26 protein-coding genes are annotated in these 24,279 nt (G+C 71.5%); 16 read left to right on the forward strand and 10 right to left on the reverse strand.

The annotated features are described in order from the left end of the window. Positions 1-69: 69 nt before the first annotated feature. The 3 genes from ACIBKY_RS43180 (at position 70) to ACIBKY_RS43190 (ending at position 6,099) form a co-directional block, all read left to right on the forward strand. Positions 70-3,258 (forward strand): BTAD domain-containing putative transcriptional regulator, encoded by a 3,189-nt coding sequence (locus ACIBKY_RS43180; protein WP_397106411.1) that lies wholly within the window; start codon positions 70-72, stop codon positions 3,256-3,258. 69 nt (positions 3,259-3,327) lie between these two features. Further along, positions 3,328-3,480 (forward strand): hypothetical protein, encoded by a 153-nt coding sequence (locus tag ACIBKY_RS43185; RefSeq protein WP_184959051.1) that lies wholly within the window; start codon positions 3,328-3,330, stop codon positions 3,478-3,480. 51 nt (positions 3,481-3,531) lie between these two features. After that, positions 3,532-6,099, forward strand: a complete 2,568-nt coding sequence (locus ACIBKY_RS43190; protein WP_397106413.1) for a LuxR C-terminal-related transcriptional regulator — start codon at positions 3,532-3,534, stop codon at positions 6,097-6,099. A 103-nt stretch (positions 6,100-6,202) separates the two neighbouring features. Here the strand turns inward: ACIBKY_RS43190 and ACIBKY_RS43195 are convergent, their stop codons facing one another. Then, positions 6,203-6,889 (reverse strand): hypothetical protein, encoded by a 687-nt coding sequence (locus ACIBKY_RS43195; protein WP_397106415.1) that lies wholly within the window; start codon positions 6,887-6,889, stop codon positions 6,203-6,205. Continuing rightward, entirely contained in the window at positions 6,882-7,508 is a 627-nt protein-coding gene (locus tag ACIBKY_RS43200; RefSeq protein ID WP_397106417.1) for a TetR/AcrR family transcriptional regulator, read from the reverse strand. The genes ACIBKY_RS43195 and ACIBKY_RS43200 overlap by 8 nt, the downstream gene beginning before the upstream one ends. Positions 7,509-7,586: 78 nt before the next feature. On the opposite strand from ACIBKY_RS43200, the gene ACIBKY_RS43205 reads away from it, so the two are divergent. After that, entirely contained in the window at positions 7,587-8,738 is a 1,152-nt protein-coding gene (locus ACIBKY_RS43205) for a histidine kinase (RefSeq protein WP_397106419.1), read from the forward strand. Continuing rightward, positions 8,729-9,358, forward strand: coding sequence for a response regulator (locus tag ACIBKY_RS43210; RefSeq protein WP_397106421.1), 630 nt, complete (start codon positions 8,729-8,731; stop codon positions 9,356-9,358). The genes ACIBKY_RS43205 and ACIBKY_RS43210 overlap by 10 nt, the downstream gene beginning before the upstream one ends. Here the strand turns inward: ACIBKY_RS43210 and ACIBKY_RS43215 are convergent. Next, entirely contained in the window at positions 9,351-9,770 is a 420-nt protein-coding gene (locus ACIBKY_RS43215; RefSeq protein ID WP_397106422.1) for a VOC family protein, read from the reverse strand. The two genes, ACIBKY_RS43210 and ACIBKY_RS43215, sit on opposite strands and share 8 nt — an antisense overlap. Before the next feature lie 22 nt (positions 9,771-9,792). Between ACIBKY_RS43215 and ACIBKY_RS43220 the strand changes: the two genes are divergently transcribed. The 5 genes from ACIBKY_RS43220 to ACIBKY_RS43240 are packed head-to-tail and all read left to right on the forward strand — an operon-like array spanning position 9,793 to position 13,037. Beyond that, positions 9,793-10,224 (forward strand): GNAT family N-acetyltransferase, encoded by a 432-nt coding sequence (locus ACIBKY_RS43220; RefSeq protein WP_397106424.1) that lies wholly within the window; start codon positions 9,793-9,795, stop codon positions 10,222-10,224. Next, positions 10,221-11,015, forward strand: coding sequence for an MBL fold metallo-hydrolase (locus ACIBKY_RS43225; RefSeq protein ID WP_397106426.1), 795 nt, complete (start codon positions 10,221-10,223; stop codon positions 11,013-11,015). Before ACIBKY_RS43220 ends, ACIBKY_RS43225 begins: the two co-directional genes overlap by 4 nt. 46 nt (positions 11,016-11,061) lie before the next feature. After that, positions 11,062-11,658, forward strand: coding sequence for a PadR family transcriptional regulator (locus ACIBKY_RS43230; RefSeq protein WP_397106428.1), 597 nt, complete (start codon positions 11,062-11,064; stop codon positions 11,656-11,658). 9 nt (positions 11,659-11,667) lie between these two features. After that, the gene (locus tag ACIBKY_RS43235) at positions 11,668-12,060 is read left to right on the forward strand and encodes a hypothetical protein (RefSeq protein WP_397106430.1); all 393 of its coding nucleotides are present in this window, start codon (positions 11,668-11,670) and stop codon (positions 12,058-12,060) included. Positions 12,061-12,071: 11 nt separating this feature from the next. Beyond that, positions 12,072-13,037, forward strand: a complete 966-nt coding sequence (locus tag ACIBKY_RS43240; protein WP_397106432.1) for a GNAT family N-acetyltransferase — start codon at positions 12,072-12,074, stop codon at positions 13,035-13,037. On the opposite strand, the gene ACIBKY_RS43245 is transcribed toward ACIBKY_RS43240, so the two are convergent. The 3 genes from ACIBKY_RS43245 to ACIBKY_RS43255 form a co-directional block, all read right to left on the reverse strand. Then, the gene (locus ACIBKY_RS43245; RefSeq protein WP_397106433.1) at positions 13,024-13,434 is read right to left on the reverse strand and encodes a Rieske (2Fe-2S) protein; all 411 of its coding nucleotides are present in this window, start codon (positions 13,432-13,434) and stop codon (positions 13,024-13,026) included. The two genes, ACIBKY_RS43240 and ACIBKY_RS43245, sit on opposite strands and share 14 nt — an antisense overlap. An 11-nt stretch (positions 13,435-13,445) precedes the next feature. Next, positions 13,446-14,801, reverse strand: coding sequence for an ATP-binding protein (locus ACIBKY_RS43250; protein WP_397106435.1), 1,356 nt, complete (start codon positions 14,799-14,801; stop codon positions 13,446-13,448). Positions 14,802-15,217: 416 nt separating this feature from the next. Next, positions 15,218-15,889 carry a response regulator transcription factor gene (locus tag ACIBKY_RS43255; protein WP_184959038.1) on the reverse strand — a complete coding sequence of 224 codons (672 nt, stop codon included), beginning with the start codon at positions 15,887-15,889 and terminating at the stop codon, positions 15,218-15,220. A 122-nt stretch (positions 15,890-16,011) separates the two neighbouring features. Between ACIBKY_RS43255 and ACIBKY_RS43260 the strand changes: the two genes are divergently transcribed. After that, positions 16,012-16,470: a hypothetical protein gene (locus ACIBKY_RS43260; protein WP_397106437.1), complete on the forward strand. Its 459-nt coding sequence runs from the start codon at positions 16,012-16,014 to the stop codon at positions 16,468-16,470. A 348-nt stretch (positions 16,471-16,818) separates the two neighbouring features. On the opposite strand, the gene ACIBKY_RS43265 is transcribed toward ACIBKY_RS43260, so the two are convergent. Both ACIBKY_RS43265 and ACIBKY_RS43270 read right to left on the reverse strand, forming a co-directional pair. After that, positions 16,819-17,892, reverse strand: a complete 1,074-nt coding sequence (locus ACIBKY_RS43265; RefSeq protein ID WP_397106439.1) for a hypothetical protein — start codon at positions 17,890-17,892, stop codon at positions 16,819-16,821. Between the two features lie 512 nt (positions 17,893-18,404). Then, positions 18,405-18,920, reverse strand: coding sequence for a hypothetical protein (locus ACIBKY_RS43270; protein ID WP_397106441.1), 516 nt, complete (start codon positions 18,918-18,920; stop codon positions 18,405-18,407). A 159-nt stretch (positions 18,921-19,079) separates the two neighbouring features. On the opposite strand from ACIBKY_RS43270, the gene ACIBKY_RS43275 reads away from it, so the two are divergent. Further along, positions 19,080-19,616 (forward strand): peptidylprolyl isomerase, encoded by a 537-nt coding sequence (locus ACIBKY_RS43275; protein ID WP_397106443.1) that lies wholly within the window; start codon positions 19,080-19,082, stop codon positions 19,614-19,616. A gap of 44 nt (positions 19,617-19,660) precedes the next feature. Beyond that, positions 19,661-20,515 (forward strand): rhomboid family intramembrane serine protease, encoded by an 855-nt coding sequence (locus tag ACIBKY_RS43280; RefSeq protein WP_397106444.1) that lies wholly within the window; start codon positions 19,661-19,663, stop codon positions 20,513-20,515. 34 nt (positions 20,516-20,549) lie between these two features. Here the strand turns inward: ACIBKY_RS43280 and ACIBKY_RS43285 are convergent, their stop codons facing one another. Continuing rightward, the gene (locus ACIBKY_RS43285; protein ID WP_184959033.1) at positions 20,550-20,825 is read right to left on the reverse strand and encodes a cell division protein CrgA; all 276 of its coding nucleotides are present in this window, start codon (positions 20,823-20,825) and stop codon (positions 20,550-20,552) included. 116 nt (positions 20,826-20,941) lie between these two features. On the opposite strand from ACIBKY_RS43285, the gene ACIBKY_RS43290 reads away from it, so the two are divergent. Genes ACIBKY_RS43290 through ACIBKY_RS43300 form a run of 3 tightly spaced genes read left to right on the forward strand, consistent with a single transcriptional unit; the run spans position 20,942 to position 22,317 of the window. Then, positions 20,942-21,577, forward strand: coding sequence for a class E sortase (locus tag ACIBKY_RS43290; RefSeq protein ID WP_397106446.1), 636 nt, complete (start codon positions 20,942-20,944; stop codon positions 21,575-21,577). Position 21,578: 1 nt separating this feature from the next. Then, complete coding sequence (locus ACIBKY_RS43295) at positions 21,579-21,737, forward strand: hypothetical protein (RefSeq protein WP_397106448.1); 159 nt, start codon at positions 21,579-21,581, stop codon at positions 21,735-21,737. Positions 21,738-21,744: 7 nt separating this feature from the next. After that, positions 21,745-22,317, forward strand: a complete 573-nt coding sequence (locus ACIBKY_RS43300; protein ID WP_397106450.1) for an anthranilate synthase component II — start codon at positions 21,745-21,747, stop codon at positions 22,315-22,317. A gap of 123 nt (positions 22,318-22,440) precedes the next feature. On the opposite strand, the gene pknB is transcribed toward ACIBKY_RS43300, so the two are convergent. Next, on the reverse strand, positions 22,441-24,276 hold the full coding sequence (gene pknB / locus ACIBKY_RS43305; RefSeq protein ID WP_397106452.1) for a Stk1 family PASTA domain-containing Ser/Thr kinase: 1,836 nt from the start codon (positions 24,274-24,276) through the stop codon (positions 22,441-22,443). Positions 24,277-24,279: the final 3 nt, after the last annotated feature.

Genomic DNA, 24,279 nt, shown 5'->3' on the forward strand with positions numbered 1-24,279 from the left:
GAGCGTTACCGGGAGGTGGCACTTTCCGAACTCTGGAGTCGCCCGCGAAACGGGGCGTAACATGCGGGGGTGGAACGCGGGTGGGTGCGGCCCCGTCCAGCCCTCGACCGGCGGCTCGACGGTGCGCTGACGCACAGGCTCACCACGCTCGTCGCGGCCACGGGCTACGGCAAGTCGATCGCGCTGGCCGGTTGGAGCCAGGCCGTCGGCGGCGTGCTGCACCGCTTCGACCCGGGTGACCGGGAGCTCGCGCCGTTCTCCGCCGCGGTGATCGCGGAGCTGGCCACGCGCGTGCCCGACCTGCCCGCGGAACTGCCCGCCGCCGCGGACGCCCCGCTCGGCCCCGACGCCGACGAACCCGCCAGGGCGGCGGCGCTGGCCGGCGCGCTGGCCGAGGCTCTGCGGTTACGGCTGCGGCGTGGCCTGGTGGTGGTCTTCGACGGCCTCGACGTGATCGCCGGCGCGCCGGGACCGGTGCGGTTCGTGGAGACGCTGGTGCGCGCCGCGCCCCGGCACCTGCACATCGTGACCGCGTCCAGGGCGCCGCTGCCGTTCCCGACCGCGCGGCTGCGCCAGGACCTCGAAGTGCTGACCTTCGACGCGACCGACCTCGCCCTGAGCGTCGGGGAGTGCGCCGACTGGGCCCGCGACCGGCTCGGCGCGTCCGGCGCCGCCATCGCCCCCGCCCTGCACGCGGCCAGCGGCGGCTGGCCCGCCGCGGTGCGGGCCGCGCTCGACGCCATGGCCCGCGCGGAGCCCGCGCTGTGGCCCGCGATTGCCTCCGGCCTGGCCGCGACCTCCGACACCCTCGAACGACTCACGCTCGACGCCCTGCGCGACCTGCCCGCCCAGATGCGCGAGCTGCTGCGGGCGGCGACGGTCCTGCCGGTGCTCACCGCCGACCTGGCCGCCACGCTCGGCGTGCCGCCCGACACGCTGACCTCGCTGACCAGCCGCGGGCTCTTCCTGGAAGCGGCCCAGGGCGGTCACCGGCTGACCGCCACCAGCCGGCACGTGCTGGCCAGGCACGCGCCGCTCGACCGGCACGAGTCGCACGACACGGCCGAGGTGGCCGCCCGCTGGTACGTCGAGCACGACCAGCCCGAGCAGGCGCTGCGCGCCGCCGTCGCCACCGGGCACCCCGAGCTGACCGCGTCGCTGCTGACCGCGCACGGACCCCGGCTGGCCGAGCGCGGCGACGACGTCCTGGCCGGGCTGGCGCTGCTGCCGGAGGACCGGCGGGAGAGCCCGGCCATGCTGAGGCTGGCCGGGATCGCCGAGCAGAACCGCGGCGACTGGCGCCGCGCCCGCGAACTGCTCGCCAGAGCTGCCGGCAGTTCCGCCTTCGACGCCTTCCTGGCCCGGCGCCTCGGCTTCATCGACCACCTGCGCGGCGACCTCGACACCGCCATGGCCATGTATCTGCGCGGCGCCGAGCACGGATCGCCACCGGCCGACGCGGTGATCTGTACCGCCTCGGCCGCCTCGGTGCTGTGGTTGCGGGGCGACCGGGCGGCCTGCGCGGAGATGGCCGAGCGGGCGCTCGACGCCGCGGCGCTGCTGGGCGACCCGGGCGCGCTGGCCGCCGCCACCACGGTGATCGCCATGGTCGCCGCGCTCGACGGCGACCGCCGCGCCAACGACGCCTACTACCTGCGGGCGCTGGAGTACGCCGAGCGCGCCGGTGACATCCTCCAGCTCATCCGCATCCGGGCCAACCGGGCATCACGCCACATCGACGAGGCCGACTACCACGCCGCGCTGGCCGACGTGGACATCGCCGGCCGGCTGTCCGACCTGGTGGCGTTCGCGCCGTGGGCCGCCCTGACCGTCTCCAACCGGGCCAAGGCGCTCATCGGGCTCGGCCGGCTCGAAGAGGCCGCCGTGGACGCCGCCGACGCCGTCGCGCGCTGGGAGGCCATGGGCTCACGCATCGGCTACGGCCTGCTGCAACTGGCCAGGATCCAGACGCTGCGCGGCGAGCGCGCCGCGGCGGCGGCCACCTACCGCCGGGTCCGGGTGGAGGCCGGGCGCTCGCGTGACGCCCAAGCCCTCGGCAACACACTGACCGAGCTGGCCGAACTCCTGGCCGCCGAGGATCCCGACGAGGCCGCCCGCCTGGCCGCCGAGGCGCTCAAGCACACCGAGGGCATGGCCGCGGTGAGCGCCCGGGTGGCCGCCGCCCGCGTGGCCGTCGCCGCCGGCCGCGCGGAGGCCGCCAGGAAACTGCTGGACGAGGCGGAGCCCATCGCGGCCGAACGCCGCCACCACACCGGCCTGGCCGGCATCGCCGAACTCCGGGCCGAACTGGACAAGGACCACGACCGCGCCGACGACGCCGTACGCATCTGGAGCACGCTCGGCGACCCCGTCGGACGCGCCAGGGCCGAGCTGGTCAGAGCGGCACTCGCCGACCCCGCCGTCGGCGCCGAGGTCGCCGGGGAGGTGGCCGAGCGCATGCACGCGATCGGCTGCCGCATGCTCGACGACCGCATCGACGCGCTGCTGGCGCGCGTCACCCCCGCCTCGGGCGCGCGGGTGACGGTCGAGACGATGGGCGCCTTCCGCGTGCTGCGCGGCTCCTTCCCCGTCCCGCGTACGGCATGGCAGTCCCGCAAGGCCCGTGACCTGCTGAAGATCCTGGTCAGCAGGAGAGGCAGGGCGATCGGCAGGGAGCGCCTGGTCGAGATCCTCTGGCCGGAGCAGGAGGACGAGGCGGTCGGGCTCAAACGGCTCAACGTGATGGTCTCCACGCTGCGCGCGGTGCTCGACCCGGCGCACGAGGTGGAGATCGTGGTCTCCGACGAGGGCGCGCTCCGGCTCGACCTGGACCACGCCGACGTGGACATCGAGCGGTTCCTGGGGCTGGTCGGCGCGGCCGTACGGCTGGAGCAGGCCGGGCGCGGCGGTGAGGCGCTGGCGCGGTGGAAGGCGGCCGAGGCCGCCTATGGCGGGGAGTTCTGCGAGGAGGACCCCTACGCCGACTGGGCCGTGGGTCTGCGCGAGCAGGCCAGGCTCGCCTACGTGCAGGCGGCGGCGCGGCTGGCCGGCGCGCGGGCGGAGGAGGGACGCCACCACGAGGCGGCCCGCTACTGGCTGCGGCTGCTGGAGCGCGACGGCTACGACGAGCGCGCCCACCTGGGGCTGATCCGCTCCCTCGACCAGGCAGGACGGCGCGGCGACGCCCGCCGCCGCTACCACGTCTACGCCGAGCGCATGCGCGAGCTGGAGGTCGAGCCCGCGCCCTTCCCCACCTGAAAACCACCCGAAAACCACCCGAAAACCCACCTGAACCAGACCTGAACCGCGCCGGTGGATCGTGCGGGCATGAGGACGGTGATCGTACGCCTGGTAGAACCCGAGCAGTCCGGCGGCCAGCTCCGCGGGCTGCTCGAGGAGGTGGGCGGCGAACCGGTGCCGTTCAGCGGGACCGACGCGGTGGTGGATCTCCTGCTGACGGCGGCGGGACTGAAGACCTGAACCTCCCGCGAACCGGGATCCCGACGATGAGATCCGGGAGGAGGGGCTGCGATGAGCAATCGATGGCGATTCATCGGACGGCAGGGCCCGCTGGCCGCCGTCCACCGGGCGTTGCGATCCTGCACGGGAGCGATGATCGCGGGCGAGGCCGGAGTGGGGAAGAGCAGGCTGGCGGCCGAGGCGGCGGCGAGCCTGACGGAGTACTGCGTGGTACGGGCCCTGGGCACGGAGACCGCGGCGATGATCCCGTTCGGGGCGTTCGCGCACGTGCTGGGCGGCCCGCCGGACGGCGGGGAGAACCTGCTGGGCTGGGCCGCCCGGCATCTGCGGACCCGGGCGGGGCGGGCGCCGCTGCTGGTCACCGTGGACGACGCGCACCGGCTGGACGCCGCCTCCGCCGCGCTGCTGCACTACCTGGCCACGCGCGGCGAGGCGGCACTGCTGGTCACCGTGCGGACCGGCGAGCCCGTGCCCGAGCCGGTGGCCGCCCTCTGGAAGGAGGAGCTGGTCACCAGGATCGAGCTGGCGCCGCTGACCCGCGACGAGGTCGGCCAGGCGCTCACCGCGGCGCTGCGCGGCGACGTGGCGGCCGAGACCGTACGCCACCTGGCGAGGGTGAGCGAGGGCAACATGCTCTACCTGCGTGAGCTCGTCCACGCCGGGCGCGACATCGGCTGCCTGTCCGAGCAGGGCGGCCAGTGGCGCTGGCGGGGCGGGCTGTCGATGACCACCCGCCTGCGCGAGCTGGTCAGCGAGCGGATCGGGCATCTCGACCCGGACGAGCGCGAGGTGCTGGAGCTCGTGGCGTTCGGCGAACCGCTCGGCACCGACCTGCTGGTCACGATGGCCTCGGCGGGCGCGGTCGAACGGGTGGAGGACCGCGGTCTCATCGTCGCCGACGGACCCGGCATGCGGCTCGGCCATCCGCTCTATGGCGAGGTGGTGCGGGGGCGCTGCCGTACGCTCAGGGCCCGGCGGCGGTTGCGCACGCTGGCGGAGTCGCTGGAGGCCAGCGGGATGCGCGGGCGCGACGACATGCTGCGCGCGGCCGTGTGGCGGCTCGACAGCGGCTCGCCCGCCGACCCGCGCATGCTCCTGGTCGCCGCGCACCTGGCGTGGGGGCGCCAGGACCCGCACCTGGCCGCCCGGCTCGGCCGGGCCGCGGTCGAGGCGGGCGCCGGCATCGAGGCGGTCGCGCTGCTCGGGCAGGTGCTGACGATCCTCGGCGACACCGGCGGCGCGCAGGAGGTGCTGCGCCGTCAGGGCGGGCCCGGCGCCACCGACGCGGAACGTGCCCAGCACGCGCTCGCGCTCGGCGTCAACATGCTCTGGTCCGGCGACACCCACGAGGCCGGCCGCGTCTTCGAAGGCGCCGCCGACACGCTGGCCGACCCGGCCTGGCGCCAGGAACTGCTCGTCTACCGCGGCGTCGTCGACTTCTTCACCGGCCGGCTCGACGCCGCCGGGCGCACGCTCACCCGCGCCCGCGAGCTCGCCCCCGACACCGCGCGCGGCAGCGGGCACCTGGCCGCCCTGGAGTCATGGGTGAGCGCCCACTCCGGCCGCAGCGCCCGCTGCGTGTCCGTCGTGGAACGTGCCATGGCCGACGCGGACGCCTGGCGCGACCGCGCCCCGCACGCGCTGCCGGTCATGCTGGACGCGCGGTGCGCGGCCCACCTGTTCGCGGGGGAGCTCGCCGACGCTGCCCGCGTCGCCGTCCAGGGCACCGAACTGGCCGCGCCGGACCTGTCGGTCGGCGGGTTCGGCGCCTACCGCGCGCAGGTCTGCCGCCTGCGCGGCGACGTGGCCGCCGCCCTGCGCTGGTGCCGCGAGGATGTCGTACGGCTGCGCGCCCGCTCGCCGTACCTGGGCAGGTGCCTGGCCGAACTGGCCCACTCGGCGGCGCTCCTGGGCGACCTGGAAACCGCCAGAAAGGCGTTGACCGAAGCCGAAGAACTGGCCGGATGCTGGAACTACACGCTCCAGCCCGTGCTGCTGGCCAAGGCCTGGCTGGCCGCCGCCGACGGCGACCTCGACGGGGCCGTGCGGACGGCGCTGTCCATGGCCGCCGACTGCCCCTATCTCGGCTACCGGATGCTCGCCCTGCACGACGTCGTCAGAATGGGCGCCGCCGACCTGGTGACCGGCCCGCTGGACGAGCTGGCCGGGCGGGCGGAGGGCCCCTTCGCCCAGATCTGCGCCCGCCACGCCCACGCCGCCGCCCGCAGCGACCCGCCCGGCCTGCGCGCGGTGGCGGCCGAGTTCGAGTCGCTCGGCGTCGTGTTGTACGCCGCGGAGGCCACGGCGCAGGAGGCCGCCGCCTACCGCCGGATGGGCCGCGGCACCGCCGCCAAGGGCGCCCAGACCCGCGCCTGGGCCCTGGCCAGGCGCTGCCCCGGCGTCACGACCCCGGCCCTGGTCGAACTCGCCACCCCGGACCTGACCCCGCGCCAGCGGGAGATCGTCCAGCTCGCCGCGGCCGGCCTGACCAACCGCCAGATCGCCGACCGCCTCACCCTGTCCATGCGCACCGCCGCCAACCACCTGCAGGCGGTCTACGACAAGCTGGGCGTCAACGACCGCGCGGAGGTGGCCCGCCTGCTGGGGACGAGCTTCTAGTCCCGCCCACGTACCAGAACACCGCCGCCCCCACCAGACACAGAAGAGCGGCCGCCGTGATCGGATGCCACCAAACCGAAGGTCACCCAGGTTAAGGCGATCATCACCTGTCCAGTATGACCCGTTCCAGAGTGGTGAGGCGGACGTGCGGGCCGGTGATGGTGGCGTGGGCGAGGTCGGCGGCGGGGATCTCGGTGGTGCCCGGCATCTCGCCCGCGTGCTCGTCGCACCAGGCGACCACCTTCTTGGGGTCGGTCAGCGGCGCGGCGAAGTGGACCAGGCTGATGTACCAGCGCTCCCGGGGCCGCGACTCGAACGACCCGCGTGCCCCCAGCGCCTCGGCGTACCGGCGCTGGAGGGTCCAGATGGTGTCGTCCTCCGGGTAGCCGAAGGCCAGGACGCCACCGGCGTGCGCGCTGACGCCCTCGACGCGCATCCGCACCGGCGGCAGCCCCCGGGCCGCGGAGCGCAGGGCGGCGGCGAAGGTCAGCAGGGCCGGGTCGGCGGCGGGGATCACCCGCCGGTACGCCTCCAGCGAGCGCAGGGTGAAGTGCAGGACGCCGCGGCCGTGAGTCCAGTGGCCGGGGCCGGCGGCCGCGCCGGCCGCTCCGGCCAGCGACTCCAGGCGGTCCAGCGCGGGGCCGGTCGGGCGCAGGATGGTGGTCATGCCCCAGCGCGGGCTGCCTTCGGTTAAGGGCAGGTCGTGGGTGGCCTTGCCGTCGAGCAGTGCCCGCCGCCCGCGGGCTTGGAACGCGGCGTAGTCGGCGGCGAGCTCGTTCCGGCTACGCATCCGCGGAAATGGCATAGGTCCCGAGGGAGGGCTCCAGCAGGTCGAAGGCCATGCGCCCGGCCTCGGTCAGCGCCGCGGCGATCCCGTCGTGGTCCTGGCCGTCGAGCACCCGGGCCAGCGTCTCGTCGAACAGCAGCCGGTGCGCCGCCCCGAGCTCGGCCGCCGCGAGCCGGGGCAGGAAGCCGGGCTCGGTCTCGGCCGCGAGCTGGGCGGCCAGGGCGGCCTCGCGCTCGTCGTGGAACTCGCGGAGCCTGGCCACCAGCGCGGGGCTGTCGGTGATCATCCGGGCGAACTCCAGGGGCGCGAAGCCGATCACCGGGTCCTTGCGTTCCACCGCGGCCAGGAAGGCGTCACGGAGCGCGGCCAGCGCCGACCGGCCCGCGGGCCGCTCGGCGACGGTGTGCGCCAGCCCGGAGACGAACGCGTCGCCCAGGTCGAGCGCCAGGTCCTCCTTGCGGGGGAAGTAGTTGGTCACCGTCATCTTGGCCACCTGCGCGGCGGTGGCGACGTCGGCGATCGTCACCTTGTCGTAGCCGCGTTCCAGGAAGAGCCTGGTGGCGTGCTGGGAGATGTTCTCTCTGGTCTGCTGCTTCTTCATCGCGCGGAGCCCTGTCGTCATGCCGCCATTTTGGCATGACCGACTCAAGTTTGTCATTGACCTAAATTTAGGTGTCAGCCCTCTGGCTACCGTGGCGGGGTGAGCACCTCCGCCCTCGAAGCGATCGGCTCCCGGCCGCTGCCGTTCCTGCGTTCGTCCTGGCCCTGGCGGGCGCTGGCGTACCTGCTGGCCGGCGCGGTCTTCTGCGTCGCGCCGCTGGTGGTGGCGGTGGTGTCCGAGGTGCTGCCGGGGTGGGCCGCGGTGGGTGCCGGGATCGTCGCGCTGGTGGCGTTCGGGCCGTTCGTGACGCGCTTCGAACGGTGGCGGATGCGGCTGGTTGACCTGTCGCCGGTGCCCGGGACCCGGGAGCGGCGGCGGGAGATCGGGCTGGCCGTGCTCACGCTGGTCGCGTTCTGGTGGATCGACCTGGCGATCGTCGGAGTCGCGGTGGGCGGGCCCATTCTGCTGGTGCTCTCGCCCGTGGTGCAGCCGGAGGCGACGGGGGCGATCGCGGTGGCCGCCTCGTTCGTGGGAGTGGCGCTGGTGCCCGTGGGGGCGTACGTGCTGACGGCCTGGGCGGGGGCGCGCGCGGCGATGGTCAGGGCGGTGCTCGCGCCCGAGCGGGCGGAACTGGAGGAGGTCAGGCGGTCGCGGGCGCGGCTGGTCGACGCCTTCGAGGTCGAGCGGCGCCGGATCGAGCGCGATCTGCACGATGGCGCGCAGCAGCGGCTGGTCGCGCTGACCATGACGCTCGGGCTGGCCAGGCTGGACGTTGCCGACGAGGCCCCGCTGGCGCGTACGCTCGACCGGGCGCACGCCGAGGCCAAGCAGGTGCTGGCCGAACTGCGGGAGCTGATCCGCGGGGTGCACTCCCAGGTGCTGACCGACCGCGGCCTCGCCGCCGCCGTCGGCGAACTGGCCGCGCGCTCGGCCATCCCCGTGACGACCAAGACAGATCTGGACGTACGGCTCCCGCCGCCCGTGGAGATCGCCGCCTTCTACGTGGTCAGCGAAGCCCTCACCAACGCCACCAAACACAGCAACGCCACCAACATCACGATAAAAGTGGAAAAATCGCGCGAAAGCGTGTCGATCGCCGTCACCGACGACGGCCGCGGCGGCGCCGACGCGGCGGCGGGAACCGGGCTCACCGGCCTGGCCGACCGGCTCGACGTGGTGGGCGGCAGACTGTCCCTGTCCAGCCCGCCGGGCGGCCCGACCACCATCAGAGCGGAGATCCCGTGCGCGTAGTCATCGCCGAGGACGCCGTCCTCCTGCGTGAGGGCCTCGTGAGCCTGCTCGGACGCTTCGGCCACCAGGTGGCCGCCGCAGTCGGCGACGCGGCCGCCCTGCTCGCCGCGGTCCGCGAGCACGCGCCGGACATCGTGGTCACCGACGTGCGCATGCCGCCGGGGTTCGCCGACGAGGGCCTGCGCGCCGCCCTGGAACTCCGGCGCGACGGCCTGCCCGTGCTCGTGCTCAGCCAGTACGTCGAGCAGACCTACGCCGCCGAGCTCCTGGAGACCGGCACCGGCGTCGGCTACCTGCTCAAGGACCGGGTCGGCGACGTGAAGGAGTTCGCCGACGCCCTCGACCGGGTCGCCGCCGGCGCCACCGTCGTGGATCCCGAGGTCGTCCGGCAGTTGCTCGGCCGCCGCCGCGACCCGATCTCCCGCCTCACCCCGCGCGAGCGCGAGGTGCTGTCGCTGATCGCCGAGGGCCGGGCCAACGCCGCCATCGCCAGGGAACTCGTGGTCACGGAGGCGGCCGTCGCCAAGCACATCGCGAGCATCTTCGCCAAGCTCGACCTGCCGCCCACGCAGGACGGTCACCGCCGCGTGCTGGCGGTGCTGGCCTACCTGACTAGGTGACGCAGAACTCGTTGCCCTCGGGGTCGGTCATCGTCACCCAGGAGTGCGGTCCCTGCTGTCCCCGGTGGGAGAAGCTCGCGCCCTTGGCGGTCAGCCGTTCGACCTCCGCCTCGACGTTGTCCTGACCGACCTGGACGTCGAGATGGACCCGGTTCTTGACGGTCTTGGCCTCGGGCACGAGCTGGAACAGCACCCGCGGATGCCCCTCGCTGCGGATGGCCACGCCTTCCCGCCAGCGAAGCTGCCCGTCGTGCACGATGGTGTCGGCCTCGGTGGCGAACCCCTTGGAGACCATGTCGCGGATGAAGTCCGCGTCCTGGGGTTCGACCTCCCAGCCGAGCGCGTCCGCCCACCAGTCGGCCTGCGCGTGCGGGTCGGCCGCGTCGACGCTCACTTGGAAGCCATAGCTCATGTTCGACAACATAGGCCAGACCATGGCTGAAACGATCCGCCGCGCCGAGCCCCGCGACGCCGGGGCGCTCACCGCGCTCATGCACGCCTCCAGCGCCTACCACGGCGAGTACGCCACGATCCTGGAGGGATACCAGGTCACCGCCGCGTACATCGCCGCCCACCAGGTCTACACCACCGACGACCATCTCGGCTTCTACGCCCTGACCGGCGACGAGCTCGACCTGATGTTCGTCGCCGACCACGCCCAGGGCACGGGTCTCGGCCGCCGACTCGTCGAGCACATGCTGGACCAGGCCCGCCGGGCCGGGCTGTCCCGGGTACGGGTGGTCTCCAACCCGCCCGCCGAACCGTTCTACCTGCGCATGGGCGCGGAACGTGTGGGAACGTGCCCGCCGAAGCCGCCCCGCGTCACCTGGGAGCGGCCCGAACTGATCTTCAGGACGGGCGCGTGAGCGAGCCGTGGCAGGAGGTCGGCGACCGCGTCTTCGTACGCAGGCACGAGTCCGTCGACCTCAACGTGGGCCTGGTCGTCGGCGACGGGCACTGCCTGGTGTTCGACACCCGCATGTCCCACCGGGAGGCCACGGATCTGATCGCCGCCGTCCGCCGGATCACGCCGGACCCGTGGACCGTGGTCAACAGTCACGCTCACTGGGACCACTTCTTCGGCAACGCGATGTTCCTGCCCGCGGAGATCTGGGGGCACGCCGGGTGCGCGGAGGAGATCCGGACCGGCGGCGAGGCGCAGCGGGCGGGCGTGCTGGGCTTCGTGGCGGAGGAGCGGCGGGCGGAGATCGAGGAGATCGACCTGGTCGCGCCCGACCACACCTTCACCGACCGGGCCACGCTCGACATCGGCGGGCGGGCCGTACATCTGCGGTATTTCGGGCGGGGACACACCGACAACGACATCGTGCTGCACGTGCCGGACGCTGGGGTGGTCTTCGCCGGAGACCTGGTCGAGGAGGGCGCGCCGCCGGCCTTCAGCGACTCCTACCCGCTCGACTGGCCGGACACGATGGCCGCGTTGCTGGCCGGACTGCCCGAGCCCGTGGTCGTGCCCGGTCACGGCGCGGTCGTCGACCGCGCGTTCGCGCTGGCGCAGCGCGAGGAACTGGCCGAGGTCGCGTCGCTGGCCCGCCGCGCCCACGCCGAGGGCCTGCGCGACCTGATCGGCCGCTTCCCCTATCCGGAGGACGTGGCCCGCCAGGCGATCGAGCGCGCCTTCAAGCAACTCGACTAGCGGGTACATACGCACTAGTGCATAATGCAATATAGAAGGAGGCAACATGGCGCGTCGTCCCGATCTGGTGGGCCTGACAGTGCTGGCCATGCTCTCGGTACGCGCCAGCCACCCGTACGAGCTGCACCGCTTCATCGTCGACACGCACAAGGACTACGTGACCGGGCTCCCCCGGAGCCTCTACCACGCGGTCGAGAAGCTCACCGGCGACGAGCTGATCGTCGCGGTGGAGACCACCAAGGAGGGCCGCCGCCCCGAGCGGACGGTCTACGAGATCACCGACGAAGGCCGCAAGGAACTGTCCACCCGGCTCCGGTCGCTCCTGCAGAGCCCCGGCGGCGACCGTCGCGCGTTCACCGCGGCGGTCTCGCTGATCGGCTGCCTGCCCGTGCCCGAGGCGGTCAACGCGCTGCGGGCCAGAGCGGCCTCGGTACGCGGGCTGATCACCGCCATGGACGGACACGTCGCCGCCATGCGCGACAGCGGCCTGCCCGAGCTGCTCATGATCGAGGTCGACTACGAGCGGACGCTGAGCCAGGCCGAGCTGTCCTGGATGGACGGCCTGATCGCGCGGCTGGAGAAGGGCGAGCTGTCCTGGCAGGCGACGCTCACGCGCGAGCTGATGGAGAAGACCCTCGAATAGGAGAAGACCGTGAAGAAGCTCATCACCGAGGTGTCCGGCGTGGTCGAGGCGCCCGGCGCCAAGGTCTGGGACGACCTGGCGCGGAGCCTGCTGCCCGGCGGCCACGAGGAGGGCCGGTTCACCGTGGAGGACTTCCCCGGCCACACCTCGACCGTCGAGGTCGCCGGGCGGACCATCGCCTTCCAGGGCGGCTGGTGGTACCGGGGCGAATGGAGCGTCGAGCCGCACCCGCAGGGCTCCCTCCTGGTCCACCGCGTCTTCAACGTGGCGACCTGGATGCGCTGGGGCGTACCGCTCGCCAACCGCTTCTTCGTCGGCTTCAAGGAGTCCACCCGGAACGGCTTCGCCGAGCGGCTTGCCCAGCTAGGAAATCGTTTGGGGTGTTCGACCAGGCTGGCTTAGGCTGCCGCTCCATGAGCATCACGTGGGGGCCGTTGCGCAAGGACGACGCCGGACGGTGGGCGGAACTGACCGCCGCGATCCAGGCCGTCGACCAGGACGGCGAGAACTACGGCGCCGAGGACCTCGCGGAGAGCCTCACCAGCCCGCTGGTCGACCTCGCCGACGGCACGCTCGCCGCCAGGGACGGCGACCGCCTCGTGGCCTTCGCCTTCCTCCCGATCAGGCAGACCGCCCCGGAGGTGCACCGGATGGGGCTGTGGGCCGGCGTCCACCCCGAGCACCGCCGTACCGGCCTCGGCACGCGCGTACTCGACTGGGCCGTCGAGGCCGCGCCGCTCCTGCACGAGCGCGCGTACCCCGGCAAGCCCCTCGAACTCCAGGTCCACACGCGCGACACGCAGGTCTGGGCGGCGAAGCTCTTCGAGAGCAGGGGCTTCGCCCAGGCGCGCTGGTTCTTCCAGATGGAACGCGATCTGGCCACGGAGATCGAGTCCCGCCCGCCCGTCGCCGGCCTGCGCCTCACCACCTGGACCCCCGACCGCGACGCGGGCGCCCTGAACGTGCGCAACGAGGCCTTCAGCGGCCACTGGGGCACCACCCCCCACACCACGGAAAGCTGGAAGGAGAAGATCACCGGCACCCGCGCCTTCGTCCCGGAAGGATCCTTCCTCGCCCTCGACGGCGACGAGGTCGTCGGCATCCTGATCACCCACTACTTCGCCGCCGACACCGCCGTGACCGGCGTGCGCGAGGCGTGGATCCAGATCATCGGCACCCTCGCGCCCTGGCGTGGCAAGGGCGTCGCGAGCGCGCTCATCTCACACGCCCTCACCGAGCTCAAGAGTCAGGGGTACGGCAGAGCCGGCCTCAGCGTCGACGCCGACAACGGCACCGGAGCACTCGGCGTCTACGAGCGCTCCGGGTTCACCGTGATCCAGCGCACCTCCGCCTACACGAGGATGCTCACGCCAGTCTGATCTTGCCGCCGGACACCTTGATCTTCTTGCGGGGCAGCGCGCGGGTGGCGGGGCCCTGGACGACCGCGCCGGTGGAGATGTTGAACCTGCTGCCGTGGCATGGGCAGTTGATCGTGCCACGGCTGACGCTCGCCAGCGTGCAGCCCTGGTGGGTGCACTTGGCGCTGAAGCACCGGAAGACGTTCTTCTTCGGCTGGGTGATCACGTACTTGTTCTTGATGATCCTTCCGCCGCCGACGCGAATGTTCTTCGTGAGGGCCAGGACCGGCTTGGCGGATTCCGCGTCCGCGTCGGCCCGGTGCGGCGCGGTGTCCGCGTCGGCCCGGCTGGGCCATAGGAACACGATCGCGGCGCCGGTGAGGGTGCCGCGGGTGACCAAGGCACGGCGTGTGAGCATGGTTACCTCCTTCAACCGTCCACACGTACCGCATCGGTGTAGTGGTTCATGGGGAAACGTGCGACAAATCCCCCGGATCTGGCGTGGACGGTGCCGCCGTGGAGCGTCGCGATGTCCCTGGCGATCGGCAGGCCCAGGCCCGCGCCGCCGGCGTCACGCGCCCTGGCCTCGTCGAGCCTGGTGAACCGGCCGAACACCGCCTCCCGCTGCTCCTGCGGAATCCCCGGCCCGTCGTCCTCGACCTCCAGCACCGCCGACGTACCCTCGCGGCGGACCCGGACCACGACGGTCGAGGCGGCGTGCCGTACCGCGTTGCTCGCGAGGTTCGTCACGAGCCGGCCGACGTGCCCGCGTACACCCTCGATCACCACGTCCGGCTGCACGTCCAGCTTCAGCTCCACCTCGGGACGGCGCTCGACCCGCACCGCCTCCTCGGCGGCGATCTGGCCCAGGTCCACGTCGGCCGCCTGGAGTGGTTCGCCAGCGTCCAGCCGGGCAAGCAGGAGGAGGTCACCGGCCAGCGCCTGCAGGCGTTCGACGTCGGCGAGGGCCTCGGCGGTCAGTTCGCTCGGCTCGGCCAGCTCCAGCCTCGCCCTCAGGGTCGCGATCGGGCTGCGCAACTCGTGGGCGGCGTCGGCGACGAAGCCCTTGTGCCGGTCGACCGCAGTCTCCAGCCGGTCCAGGGTGCCGTTGACCGTGGTGGCCAGGGCGGCGATCTCGTCCCCCGAACGCGGGACCGGGACCCGCTGGTGCAGGTCGCGGGCGGTGATGTCGGCGACCTTGGCGCGGATGGCCGCCACCGGGCGCAGCGCCCGGCCCACCGACAGCCACGTCATCACCGCCACGACCAGCAGCAGCGCGGGCACGCCCGGAAGCAGCACGCTGTTGAGCGTGGTCAGCGCCTCCTCGGCCGGGGCCAGCGAGGAACGCGCGAGCACCATGCCCGGCCCCGCCTCGGTGGTCACCGCCATCCCCACCACCCGGAACCCGTCGACCTGCTCCCAGGCGGTGCTGAAGGTCTTGCCGTCCGCACTGAGCATGACGTCCGGGTCGACGACGGTCGTCTGGTACGGCTGGGTAGTGCCCACGTTGGCCGGGTAGGACTGGGCGGGGTCGGTGACAGTGAGCGTATCGGCCTTCATGGCATCGGCCCGCGCCACCGACGCCTGCAGGACGGGCGCCGCCTCGACGGCCCGCCGGGTGGCGTCCGCGTCGACACTCGCCAGGAGGCTGCCGCGCATGGACTGGGTCAGCACGAGCGCCGTCACCCCCAGGGCCAGGGCCACGACCAGGGTGGCGGCGAGGGTGGCGCGCAGCCGTACCGAGGAGGCTCCCTCCCGCACCCGAGCAGCCAGAGACCCACCCACCTGAACCCTCCCCGAGCCCTGCCCCCGCACCTCACGCCCCCACACACCCCGACGCCCCCGAGCGCCCTGTTCCCCCCGAGCGCCCTGTTCCCCTCGCACGGCCCGTTCTCCCCGTGCGGCCCTGTCCCGCCCCCGCGCGGCCTGTTCTCCTCGCACGGCCCTGTCCCGCTCCCTCGCGGCCATGCGCGCCCGCGCACCTTCGTGTTCCTCCACGGCCATGTGCGCCCGCGCGCCTTCGTGTTCCTTCGAGGCCATGTGCGCTCGCGCGGTCTTGTGCGCCCCCGTGGTCTGGTGGTCTGGCATGGGCTCGTGTTCCCTCGCGGCCTGGCTTTCCCCCGGGGTTTCGTGCTCCTGCGTGGTTTCGGGTGGCTGGGGGCGGGGCTGCGAGCTGTGGGGGGTTGGGTCGCCGTTGCCGGTCATTCCGCCTCCAGCCGGTAGCCCGCGCCGCGGACCGTCACCAGGGTCGTCCTGCCGAACGGCAGATCGATCTTGCGGCGCAGCGCGCTGATGTACACCTCGATGATGTTCGCGTCGCCGTCGTAGGAGAAGTCCCAGGCGGCCGCCAGCAGGTCGCTCTTGGACACCACCTCGCCCGCCCGCCTGGCCAGCCCGTGCAGCACCGCGAACTCCTTCGGCGTCAACGACACCTCCGTCTCACCCCTGCGGCAGCGCAGCCCGGCCGGGTCGATCACCAGGTCCCCGACCGTGATGGACACCGGCCGCTCCCGCCCGCCCCTCCGCACCAGCGCACGCAACCGGGCCAGCAGCACCACGTACGAGAACGGCTTGGCCAGATAGTCGTCGGCTCCGGTGTCGAGTGCCTCGGCCTCGTCGTAGACGCCGTCCTTGGCGGTCAGCATCATGATCGGCGTCCAGTTGCCCGCCTCGCGGAGCTTGGCGCAGACGGCGTAGCCGTTCATCCGCGGCAGCATCACGTCGAGCACGATCACGTCGTAGTCGTTCTCGGTGGCCATCCACAGCCCGTCGCGCCCGTCGTAGGCCACGTCAACCGCGAACCCCTCGCCGGTCAGCCCGCCCTTCACCAGGTCGGCCAGCCGCTGCTCGTCCTCAACCAATAGCACTCGCACGCCTCTCAGAGTGCAGCAAGCCACCTAAAGCCAACCTGAAGATCATTTAGGGCGCCTTCAGCCTCTCTTCAGGTACGGCAGAGCAGATTCGTTCCCGTCCGACCCACACGACAGGAGAATTCATGTTCAAGCGACGCGTAATGGTCCTCAGTGCGGTAGGCGTGCTGGGGCTCGCCGCCTTGGCCGGATCGGCGATGGCCGACGAGACACCCGCGCCCGGCGCAGGCGGCAAGGTCGTCTGCACCGACGAGAACGGGAAGGTCGTCGCCGAGCTCACCCAGGCGACCAAGGCGATCGCCATCGACAAGGACGGCAAGGTCACCACCTCGGCCGACGCGGAATGGGCGCCCACCGAGCGCGCCGTCCCCGCCCCCGGCAAGGACGCCGAAAAGGCCGACGAACCGCGCAAGGGCGGCGTCCTGGAGTTCACGGAGGCGGTGCCCGCACTTCCGGCCGAGAAGGGCACGGAGCAGGGCGGCAAGGCCGAGGCCGGTTCCGAGCCTTCGCTGACCGTGATGGGCACCCCGCCCGCGGACGGACTGGCCAAGACGGTCTCCATCAAGTGCGCGAAGGTCGACTAACCCGGCAACCAGCCCCGCACCGGCAGCCAGCCCCGCACCGGTGACATGTCCCGCGCCGGCACTGGTTCGTGGCGGTGACAGGTCCTGTGTCGGCACCGGATCCGTAGCGGGGACGTGTCCCACGCCGCGACCGCGACCGACCGCGGCTGATCCCGATCGATCATGACTGGTCACGATCGATTAGGACCGGCCATGGCCTGCCGTGACCGACCGTGATTGGCCGTGACCGACCGCAGCCGGTTGTGGCCGATCGGTTGGCTGCGATATGTCGGCCTCGGGCACCGGATGGGGACGTGCGCCGGCCGTACGGACGGGGAGTACGGGCGGTGCGTGGTTCTGGTGGGAGATCTAGGTGAAGGTCGGGTGCGGGCCCAGGGCCCAGTACTCGTACAGGCCGTGCCCGACCTGGCCGTCGTATTCGAACCGGCCGACCGCGTCGACCATGCCCCACATGCGCGCCGTGTCGTCCGGGAGCGTATAGGTCACACCCTGAACCACCGGGTCCGGACCCTGGTACATCCCGTGCTTCCAGTCGGGCTCCAGGCCGTACCCGGTGCCGACCATGAGGTGGACGGGCAGGATCGGACGGGCGCGAACCTCGAACGGCTTGCCGCCGGGCGGGGAGAAGCCGATCACGGCCTCGACCACGTCACGAGTGCCGGGGGCGTACACGGGCTGGTATTCGGGGCGGCCGAGGTACTCCTCCTCCCGGCCGTCCGACCAGACCCGTGTCGCCTCCTCCAGCACCCTGCGGCCCTTCTCGTCCTCCTGGATGATGCAGAGGATCGCGTGGTCGTCGAACTGCATGGGCGCGTACAGCCAGTAGAACGTGCCCGGGTTCTTCGACTGGATGCCGGGCGGCTCGGGTTCGCCCACGGGTCGTACGCCCCAGGAGCGGTCGCGGGTGCCCTGCCAGCGGTCCGGGGTGACGGCGATCTCTTCCTCCCCGATCCAGATATTTCCGGACCACCGTCCGGTCTGCGCCATCCGTACCGAATCGAACATGACCCGCTCCTGCCAGCGCACGAAGTGGCGCGGCTCCAAGGTCGCCGGGATCGTGCCCTCCCAGGTGAGGTCGAAGGACAGGCCATGCTCGTTCGGCTCCAGCAGCACCCGGAGCCGCTTGAGCCCTTCGATGACCTCCACCCGGAACGGGCCGATCTCGGTGTTCATCCGGTCCGCGCCCAGCTCCCGCGAGGCGCGGACCACCCGGTGCAGCCGCTGCGTCCTGACGCAGGCGAAGGCGTCGGTGACGCCCAGGTTGGGGTACTGGCCCACGCCGATGATGAGCATGAGCTCGTCGTTGGCGGCGTGGCAGTTGAAGTAGTAGCGGTCGTAGAAGTTGCGGTCGGAGGTGGCCACGTGCCGCATGACCTGGGGTGCCTGATGGATCGGGTAGTCGTCCAGGGGTGAGAGCGCCATGCCAGCGTTGTAGCAAGCGCTTGGTACGACGTCAACGCCCCATCCCGCGTGGCTCTCATCCCGTGCGGCTCTCGTCCCGCGTGGCTCTCATCCCGCGGTGGCTCTCGTCCCCGTGGCTCTCATCCCGTGCGGCTCTCATCCCCGTGCGGACGCGTGCCCGCGTGCTCCGCGTCGGCTCGCCCGCTCCGGTCTGCACTGTGCTGCCGTTCCGGGTGTGCGGCGTCCGGGGTGCCGGGGTACCCGGGGGGTGATGCCAGGATGCCGGGATGCGGGGTGTCCATGGCGCGGTACCCAAGGCGGAGGGTACCGAGGGCGCGGGGCGTGGAAGTGCGGGGCAACGGGGTGGTGCGCCGTGGGGCTTGGAAGCGCGGGCTCGGGTTGCGGGGTGTGGAAGCGCGGGGCTCGGGGTGTGGGTGCGGGGCGATGGGTTGCGGGGGTGCGTGGGGGCCGGGCCACCAAGGGGGTAGCAGAAAGCGCGCCACCCCTTTGGTGGCGCGCTTTCTGCGGATAAATCAGGACATCTTGCGAGATGCCTCATTGGCCGTGGACGAGATGTGGTCCGCGGCCTTGTCCGCCGTGTCGGAGACCCGGTCGGCAGCCTTCTCCGCCCGGTCGTTCACCCACTGTGAGGCGTCCGAGGCGGAGTCCTTCATGTGGTCAGTCCACTGCTGCGCGTTGCGGCGGTAGAACATGTAGCCCATGGCGCCCACCGCCAGACCGGTCATCAGCAGGATCACCGGCCACCGGCGGGACTTGGACATGGGCGTCGGATCGATCTTGTGCGCGGCTTGGGTCAGCATGGTGCTGACCGCCGGCGCGAGCCGATCCTCCACTTGATGCGCCGCGTCTTCCAACCTGGGCGCAGCCCAGTAGCGGGCATCTTCGATGCGCTGGGCGGTGGCCACTTTGGCCTGGTCCGCCATCGGCGCGAGCCGGCGGCCCGCCTGCACGGCCTGAGCCTTGACGCGGCCCATCCATGTATCGGGTACTTCGATCACCGCACGGCGTCTTCTGAGTGTCAGGGACACGACAACCTCCCCTGTCATTGGGGCCCCGGAGCGTGACCTTCCCGGTACAAGGCGGCTCAATCATCGTGAGCCGTGGGAGGATGCTGCCAACGGCCCAAGGGCCATCGTCATCAAAACACCACAAAACCAACCCTGTGCATAGAGGGGGGCAGCTGTCTCGTGGCTGAGAAGCTGATCGCAAACCTGAAGACAAACCACGGCCTGATCCGTATCAAGCTCTTCCCTGAGCTTGCTCCGAACACGGTCGCCAACTTCGTCGAACTCGCCGAAGGGACGCGCGAGTGGACCCACCCGGAGACGGGGGAGAAGTCCACCAAGCCGCTCTACGACGGCACGATCTTCCACCGCATCATCGACGGCTTCATGATCCAGGGCGGGGACCCGCTCGGCCAGGGCATCGGCGGCCCGGGCTATGCCTTCGACGATGAGATCCACGCCCAGAACAACTTCAACCGCCCGTACCTGCTGGCCATGGCCAACGCGGGCATCCGGATGGGCAAGGGCACCAACGGCTCGCAGTTCTTCATCACCGTGAGCGCCCAGCCGCACCTCAACGGAGGTCACACGATCTTCGGCGAGGTCATCGAGGGCAAGAACGTCGTCGACGCCCTCTGCAAGGTGCCGACCGGTCGCAACGACCGGCCGCAGCAGGACGTGGTGATCGAGTCGCTCACTTTCGACCGCCAGCCCGCCTGAGTTCGGTTGCGCGTCGGGCGGGCTGAAGGCCGTAGGCTGCGAGCATGACCAGCCAGCCGCCCAGCCCGCCCGAGCATCCCGCCGAGGCGGTGCCGACGTGTTACCGGCATCCCGACCGTGAGACCTGGGTCCGCTGTCAGCGCTGCGACCGGCCCATCTGCCCCGACTGCATGCGCGACGCCGCCGTGGGCTTCCAGTGCCCCGAGTGCGTCGCCGCAGGCAACAAAGGGGTACGGCAGGCCAGAGCCACCTTCGGCGGCACGGTCGTCGCCACGCCCTACGTCACCTGGGCCATCCTGGCGGTCAACATCCTGGTCTTCGGCGCGCAGTACCTCACCGGCAACGCCGTCACGGCCCGGCTGGGGATGTGGCCGATGGGCGTCGCCTTCGGCGAGCAGTACTACCGGCTGATCACCGCCGCGTTCGTGCACGGCGGAGTTTTCCACATCCTGTTCAACAGCTGGGCGCTGTACGTCGTCGGTCCCTACCTGGAGCGCGCCTTCGGGCACGTGAAGTTCACGGCCATCTACGTCGTCAGCGCGCTCGGCGGCTCCACGCTCGGCTACTGGCTCGACACGCCCGACACGCTGACGGTCGGCGCGTCCGGCGCCATCTTCGGCCTGTTCGGCGCGATCTTCGTGGTCGGCCGCAAGCTCAACATGGACGTGCGCGGCATCGCCGTGCTGATCGTGATCAACCTGGTGATCACGTTCCTGCCCGGACTCAACATCAGCTGGACCGGCCATGTGGGCGGCCTGATCACCGGATCGGCGCTGGCCGCGGCGCTGGCGTACGCCCCCAAGAACAACCGCGCCCTGGTGCAGACGCTGACCGTGGTGGGGGCGGTGGTCGTCCTCGGCGTGCTCGTGTTGCTCCGGACGTCCGCGATCGTGAGCTGACTTTCCCCAGGTGTGGAAAAGACTGTGGAAAGAACTAACGCCAGCGGGTGGAAAGCACCACACCGAAGATGATGAAAACGAACCCGATCAGCAGGTTCCAGTTCTGTAGGTCGCCGATGAAGGGCGCATCGGGCGCGATGTAGTAGACGGCGATCCACAGGATGCCGATGATCCACGTGCCCACCATCGTCGGTGCCAGCCAGCGGGGGCTGACCTTGACCTGCTGGGTCTTCTGCGGCGGTGTGTAAACCGCCTTCTTGCGAGCCTTGGGCTTGGACACTGGATAACTCCTGCTGAGGGCCTGGGGCATCCGGATCGTCCACAGGCTCTGTGGTTAGCGTAGTTGAAGCGTGGCCCAGGATAGTCGCCACGCGCATGACATGGCGATCCCCAGGGAACCGGATCAGTCACGAATACCCTGGCCGGGTGAGGGCCATCCTGCGGAGCGTGGGCGAGCTGAGCATCACGGCGGGCGTGATCATGCTGCTCTTCTGCGCTTACCTTCTCTGGGGCACCAGCGCCTACACCCAGCGCCAGCAACTCCTGCTGCAGCAGCAACTCGCGGAGGAGAGCGCCACCGCGGCGCAGCCGGCCGCCGACGGCAAGATCCCCAAGATCGCGCTGGGCAATGCGATGGCGCTGCTGCGCATCCCCAAACTGGGCCGCGACTACCGCTACGCGGTGGTGGAGGGCGTGGAAACCGACCACCTGAAGAAGGGTCCGGGCCACTACCCGGGTACGGCCCTGCCCGGCCAGGTGGGCAACTTCGTCGTGTCCGGTCACCGGACCACGTACTCGGCGCCCTTCAACCGGATCGACGAACTCCAGCGCGACGACGAGATCGTCGTCGAGGCCCGCGAGGCCCGCTACACCTACCGGGTCACCTCCCAGGACATCGTCGAACCCAACGAGATCGAGATCATCGCCCCCGTCCCCGGCAAGCCCGACATCAGCCCCATCCGCTCATATATCACGCTCTCTACCTGTCATCCCGAGTACTCGGCCGCCCAACGGCTGATCGTCTACGGCGTGCTCAAGGAGACCGAGGAACGAAAGGTCTGACATGTACGGCTGGCTCTGGCACAAGCTCCCCACCCCGCTGGGCAAACGGCTCCTGACGGCCGCGGTCCTGGCCGCGATCGCGGCAGCCGTACTCTGGTATGTGGTTTTTCCTCTGCTCGAACCCGCGGTGACGCTCGACGAGGTCACCGTCAGAAAGTGAGCTCCACGTGACCAGGGTGCTGGTCGTCGACAACCACGACAGCTTCGTCCACACGATCGTCCAGTACCTGCGTGAGCTGGGTGCCTCCTGCGACGTGCGCCCGCGCGACGAGGTGCTGCCGGCCGACGCCGACGCCTTCGACGCGGTGCTGATCAGCCCGGGGCCCGGCACCCCCGAGGCGTCCGGCATCAGCGTCCCGCTGGTCCACCACGCGGCGAACCGCGGCCTGCCGCTGCTGGGAGTGTGCCTCGGCCACCAGGCCATCGCCGTCGCCTACGGCGCGACCGTCTCGACCGCCCCCGAGCTCATGCACGGACGCACCAGCCAGGTGGAGCACGACGGCAAGACCGTCTACGAGGGTCTGCCCAGCCCGGTCGAGATGACCCGCTACCACTCGCTGGCCGTGGACCCGGCCACGGTCCCCGACCTCCTGGACGTCGTCTCCCGCACGCCCGACGGCGTCATCATGGGCCTGCGCCACCGCACGGCGCCCGTGGAAGGCATCCAGTTCCACCCAGAGTCGATTCTGTCCCATCATGGGCACCGACTCCTGGCGAACTGGCTGAACTCAACGCTGTAACGCGCTCGGGGCCGCGCACGACTACTCATTAAGCGTCCCCGCCGTTGCCCCCGAGCGGCGGGGGCGCCTTTTTGCGCCGCACGCCGACGGGCCCCCCGGAAACCGGAGGGCCCGTCGTCTGCCTCAGAAGCTGTCGTCGCCCGGAGGATCGTCCTCCGTCGGCTCCCCGGTCGGCTCTTCCGTGGGGAACGGCGGGTCGGTCGTGGGCGTTTCCGTCGGCTGCACGTCCGGCCCGGTGGAGACCACGATCGTGACCGTGGTCTTGGGCGCCACCTTGGTCCCCTCACCCGGGTTCTGCTGGATGACGACGCCCTCCGGCTTGTCCGGGCTGGACTGCGGGACCACCTTGACCCGGAAACCGGCCGCGCGCAGCGCCGCGGCGGCGTCGGCCTCGGTCAGGTCAAGCACGCTCGGCACCTCGGACAGCTCGGCCGGCACGAAGAGCGTGACCGTGGTGCCCTCGTTGACCTCGGCGCCCTCCGCCGGGTCGGTCTTGTACACCTTGCCCTGCGCCTTGCCGGACACCCCGGTCTTGAACACGGGTTTCAACCCGAGGTCGGTCAGCATCGTCCGGGCGGCGTCCTTGTCGAGCCCGACGAGCCCGTCCGGCACCTTCACCTTCTGCACGCCCTTGGACACGGTGAGGGTGACCTCGCCGCCCTTGGGCACCTCGGCGCCGACCGCCGGGTTGCTGGAGATCACGACGCCCTTCTTGACGTCGCTGCTGAACTCCTCCTCCACCTTGGGCGTGAGCCCCAGGGTGGTGAGCTGTGTCTCGGCTTCCTTCTGGGTCAGGCCGGTCAGCGGCGGCACCTTCACTGGGGCCGCGGTGGTGGGCGTGCCGCCGCCGCCTCCGCCGAGGAAGGCGTACGCGACACCGATGAACGCGCCGATGATCAGCAGCGGGATCACGATCCACAGGGCGGTCTTGACCGCCTTGTTGCCGCCGCCGGCCGCGCGCCGGCGACCACCCCGGCCGCCGTGCTCGGTGTCCCCGTACTCGTAGGGCGGGACGGCGCCGGTGCGGCCGGTGGCCGGGCCACCCTGCTGCTGCGTGGCGGCCATGGTGCGGGTTCCCGCGCCGTAGTTGGTCATCGCCATCGTCTGCGCGTCGACCGGCATCCCGGACATGGCGCGCTGGATGTCGGCGCGCATGTCCTGGGCGCTCTGGTAGCGCTGGGCGGGGTCCTTGGCCATCGCCTTGAGCACGATCGCGTCGGCCCACGCGGGGATCTCGGGGTCGATCTGCGACGGCGGGATGGGCTCCTCGCGCACGTGCTGGTAGGCGATCGCGACGGGGGAGTCGCCGGTGAACGGCGGCTGCCCGGTCAGCAGCTCGTAGAGCACGCACCCGGTGGAGTAGATGTCGCTGCGGGCGTCGACGCGCTCGCCGCGGGCCTGCTCCGGCGACAGGTACTGGGCGGTCCCTATCACCTGCGCGGTCTGCGTCATGGTGGCGGCCGAGTCGGCCATCGCGCGGGCGATGCCGAAGTCCATCACCTTGACGTCGCCGGCCCGGGTGATCATCACGTTGGCCGGCTTGATGTCACGGTGGACGATGCCGCCGCGGTGGCTGTAGTCGAGCGCGCGCAGGATGCCGTCGACCAGCTCGACCGCGCGCTCCGGCATCAGCCGCCGGTCCTGGCGCAGCAGGTCGCGCAGCGTCCGGCCGTCGACGTACTCCATCACGATGTAGGGCACGGGGGTGCCCTCGGTGCCGTCTTCGCCGGTGTCGTAGACCGCGACGACGGCGGGGTGGTTCAGGGACGCCGCCGACTGCGCCTCGCGCCGGAACCTGGCCTGGAACGTATGGTCTCTGGCGAGGTCCGCCCGGAGCGTCTTGATGGCGACGATGCGGTCCAGCCGGATGTCTCGGGCGCGATACACCTCGGCCATGCCGCCGCGCCCGACGACACCGTCGAGTTCGTAGCGACCACCGAGTAGCCGAGGCTGAGTCATTTC

Origin of the sequence: Nonomuraea sp. NPDC050394, assembly GCF_044459065.1 — a bacterium.
Taxonomy (GTDB): Bacteria; Actinomycetota; Actinomycetes; order Streptosporangiales; family Streptosporangiaceae; genus Nonomuraea.